The organism is Streptomyces sp. SID14478, from assembly GCF_010548525.1.
GTDB lineage: Bacteria > Actinomycetota > Actinomycetes > Streptomycetales > Streptomycetaceae > Streptomyces.
Genome location: NZ_JAAGMG010000186.1, coordinates 1 through 3,500, shown reverse-complemented (window position 1 = coordinate 3,500; position 3,500 = coordinate 1). Strand labels below are relative to the sequence as shown.

General features: G+C 72.8%; 4 protein-coding genes and 1 pseudogene. 2 read left to right on the top strand and 3 right to left on the bottom strand.

The window, feature by feature from the left end:
- Positions 1-575, top strand: a 575-nt coding sequence (locus G3I40_RS07055; protein WP_343244845.1) for an MFS transporter, incomplete at its 5' end; no start/stop codon positions are given.
- Positions 576-698: 123 nt separating this feature from the next.
- Here G3I40_RS07055 and G3I40_RS07050 read toward each other — a convergent pair.
- Together G3I40_RS07050 and G3I40_RS07045 are read right to left on the bottom strand one after the other, a co-directional pair.
- Positions 699-1,670 carry an aldehyde reductase gene (locus tag G3I40_RS07050; RefSeq protein ID WP_164301298.1) on the bottom strand — a complete coding sequence of 324 codons (972 nt, stop codon included), beginning with the start codon at positions 1,668-1,670 and terminating at the stop codon, positions 699-701.
- Positions 1,667-2,104 (bottom strand): MerR family transcriptional regulator, encoded by a 438-nt coding sequence (locus tag G3I40_RS07045; protein WP_164301297.1) that lies wholly within the window; start codon positions 2,102-2,104, stop codon positions 1,667-1,669. The genes G3I40_RS07050 and G3I40_RS07045 overlap by 4 nt, the downstream gene beginning before the upstream one ends.
- Before the next feature lie 275 nt (positions 2,105-2,379).
- Here G3I40_RS07045 and G3I40_RS07040 point away from each other — a divergent pair, with 275 nt between their 5' ends.
- A complete protein-coding gene (locus tag G3I40_RS07040) occupies positions 2,380-3,171 on the top strand; it encodes an SDR family oxidoreductase (RefSeq protein ID WP_164301296.1) in 792 nt (263 codons plus the stop codon).
- Positions 3,172-3,314: 143 nt separating this feature from the next.
- Here the strand turns inward: G3I40_RS07040 and G3I40_RS07035 are convergent.
- Positions 3,315-3,500: pseudogene (locus tag G3I40_RS07035) on the bottom strand (LysR family transcriptional regulator); the annotation flags it as partial.

Below are 3,500 nucleotides of genomic sequence, written 5' to 3'. Positions count from 1 at the left end.
GGCCGGTGCCGGGGGTGGTGACCGGGCTCGCGTTCACCGGCGCCGCGCTGGCCTGGGCCGGTGCGTCCTGGCTGCAGGGGCGCCTCCAGGGCCGGGTCGACCGGCACCGGCTGGTACGCGTAGGGGCCCTGGTCATGGCGGTGGCGGTGGCACTGGCCGCGCTCTGCACGCTGCCGGCGGTGCCCGCGGCCACGGCGGGGTCCTCCATGGTGCTCGCCGCCGTCGGCATGGGCCTGGCGGCGCCGTCGCTGACCCTGCTGTCCCTGGCGCACGCCCCGGCGGACCGGCAGGGGTACGCGAGCAGCGCCATGCAGACCTCGCAGAACCTCGGCCAGACCCTCGTACTGGCCCTCGCCTCCGCCCTGTTCAGCGCGGTCTCGGCGGCTGCGAGCGGCCAACTCCCCGCGTTTGCCGGTGCGTTCGTGTTCCTCCTGGTGCCGATCGCGGCGGCCTGCGGTGTCGCTGGGCGGGCCCGGGCGGCGGCGGAGGGCTCGGCAAACGCTCCGCGGGATGTGCTGAGGAGGGGTGCGGCGAGGGATGTGACTGGGGACGCGCCTACCGACGTAAGCACCTGAGGCACCGGGGTACTTGGACGTCAGGGATGACTGGGACACCTGGGACACCTGGGATGTCTGGGATGACGTCTGGGATGCTGCCCGCTTGGCGTCCGGGACGTCTGGACGCGTGCGGCGTCCTCCTCAGTCCAGCATGCCGAGGTCGCGCAGGCTCTCCGCCGTCTCGACGAGCGTGGTGGCGGCGGGGCGCGGGCGCCAGCCCAGTTCCCGGCGGGCCCGGTCGTTGTGGATGACCGGCCTCGGGGGTTCGTCCCTGGGCGCTTCCTGCGTGGGGACGTGTGCGGCGAGCGGGCCGAGGTGGCGGCGCAGGGTCCGGGCGACGTCGAGGAAGCTCAGCGCCGGGTCGTCGCTGACGGCCAGGAACCGTTTGCCCGCCGCCTCGGGCGCGGCCATGGCGCGCAGGTGCAGGTCGGCGACGTCGCGTACGTCGACGACGCCGAAGCGCAGGCGCGGGGCGACGGTCATGGTGCCGTCGAGCATCGACTTGATCAGCTGCGTCGAGGAACGCAACTGCGGGGTGAGGGACGGGCCGAAGATGCCCGTCGGATTGACGACGACGAGCTCCATGGCACCGCCCTCGCCGCGCATCCAGTCCCACGCCGCCCGCTCCGCGATCGCCTTGGACCGGGGGTAGGGGGCGAGCCCCGGGGTGTCGGGGTCGGTCCAGTCGGCCTCGGTGAACTCGGCGCCGGGCTTCGGGGTGTAGCCGACAGCGGCGAAGGACGAGGTCAGGACGGTGCGGCGGACACCCGCGTCGCGGGCGGCGCGCAGCACCCGCAGCGTGCCCTCGCGGGCGGGGCCGATGAGTTCCTCGGGGTCGTCGGGCTGGACGACCGGGATGGGGGAGGCGACGTGGTGGACCTCCTCGCAGCCGGCCACGGCGGCCACCCAGCCCTCGTCGCGCAACAGGTCCGCGGGCACGAGCCGCAGACCGTCGTCGTCGGCCCCGCCCCGGCGCACCGCCGCACGCAGCTCGGCCTCCCGGGCGGTGGAACGGGCCGTGGCGCGCACCTCCCGGCCGGAGCGCAGCAGCTCCGCGATCAACCGCGTTCCTACGTAGCCGTTCCCGCCGGTGACCAGTACCGGATTGTTCATCGCAGTGCCTCCAGACCCTCGACCGCGACGACGAGGCGCCGCATCACTTCGTCCTCCGCCGCGGCGTCGCCGCGCTCGCGGGCGTCCCACAGCTCCGCCTTCTGGCGCAGATAGCTCAACCGGGCCTGCTGCGCGGCGAGTTCGGCCTCGACGCGTGCGGCGTGCCGCAGCAGCAGATCCCGCTGCTCGGCCGCGGCCGCCCGCCCGCGCGACCGGTTCGCCAGGTAGGTGCGCATGTCCTCGATGCCGACGCCGACCGCGCGCAGGCACGCCAGCGTCTCGGCCTGCTCCAGGTCGCGCGCGCCGTACCGGCGGTGTCCGCTGGTCCCGTCCCGGCCGACCGGCCCGATGAGCCCGACGTCCTCGTAGTAACGCAGCGTGGGCTCACTCAGTCCGCTACGCCCGGAAACATCCTTAATGGTGTACGTCGCCATGACCGACAGCAGAGCACACCTCAAGCGCTTGAAGTCAAAGCCGGCCGACGACGGTACGGCCGGGCGTACCGGGGGTGTGCCGTTTCCGTTCCGTCGCCGTATAGGAATCACCTATGGCGCGTGCTGTCATTTCGTCTTTGCCGCCCGCCCATTCCCGTACGTACCTTTTTCTCCGAGCGGGAAATTACGTGTACGCCACCGAATGCGATGCGATGCGATGCAATGCAATGCAATGCGATACGCGTCCGGTGTCGAAAAGGGAAAGGGCCGGTGGCATGACCACTGTCGAGAATGCAGCAGGAACGGCGGCGACGGGGGGACTCGCGGGGAAGCGGGCCCTCGTCACGGGTGGCACGCGCGGGATCGGGGCGGCCGTCGTACGTCAGCTCCTGGAGGCGGGCGCCGAGGTGCTGACGACCGCCAGGTCCGCGGCGGGGACGGCGCCGGACGGGGCCTCCTTCGTCCAGGCAGACGTGCGCACACCGTCCGGGGCGCGGGCGCTCGCCGAGGCCGCGCGCGACGTGCTCGGCGGAGTGGACCTCCTGGTCCACAACGCGGGCGGCGCGCAGCCGTACAAGGGTGCCGCCGCCATCCCCGACGAGGAGTGGCAGGACGCGCTGGACCTCAACTACCTGTCGGCGGTGCGCCTTGACGCGCTGCTGGTGCCGGGGATGCGGGAGCAGGGATCCGGGGCGATCGTGCACGTCTCGTCGGCCGCGGTGCTCACCCCGATGGGACCGTTCCTGCACTACACGGCGGCCAAGGCGGCGCTGGAGAACTACAGCAAGGGGCTCGCCCTGGAGCTGGCCCCGGCCGGCATCCGGGTCAACACGGTCTCTCCCGGCCGGACCGCCACCCCGGGCGGTGTGGCGACGCGGGAGCAGTGGGCGGAGGTGTCCGCGGGCGGGGCGCCGGACCGGACGAACGCCGACGACGCCACTCCGCTCGGGCGCGACGGGGAGCCCGACGACATCGCGGACGCGGTGCTGTTCCTGCTGTCCGGCAAGGCGAGCTGGCTGACCGCGAGCAATCTCATCGTGGACGGCGGAGAATTCCCCAGGGGATGACCCAGGGGATGACCCAGGGGTAACTCTGAGAGGACTCAGGAGTTCGCCTCAAGAGGTGGCAGAGGTGGCAGAGGTGGCGGGAGATCGCAGGAGGTGGCAGGAGACGGTAGGAGGAGGGGGAGTCGGTGGAATGCGATGCGGAATCAATTCGGGTACGCCATTTCCCGGGGCGGGAATGCGGCGGCGGGCTCCGGCCAGTTCTCCTTGCGCAGGAGTGCGAGCAGGGCCGCCCCCGCCGGGCCCGCGGCGGGCGGGAGCACGGCGATGACGGGCTGGGAGACGGCCGGGGACAGCGGGCGCGCGAGGTGCTCGTGACCGGCGGGCACCGC

What these genes read in the sequence shown, in the direction of transcription:
- G3I40_RS07050 (WP_164301298.1), bottom strand. Translation starts at nt 1,670, where the DNA reads ATGAACAATCCGGTACTGGTCACCGGCGGGAACGGCTACGTAGGAACG.
- G3I40_RS07045 (WP_164301297.1), bottom strand. Translation starts at nt 2,104, where the DNA reads ATGGCGACGTACACCATTAAGGATGTTTCCGGGCGTAGCGGACTGAGT.
- G3I40_RS07040 (WP_164301296.1), top strand. Translation starts at nt 2,380, where the DNA reads ATGACCACTGTCGAGAATGCAGCAGGAACGGCGGCGACGGGGGGACTC.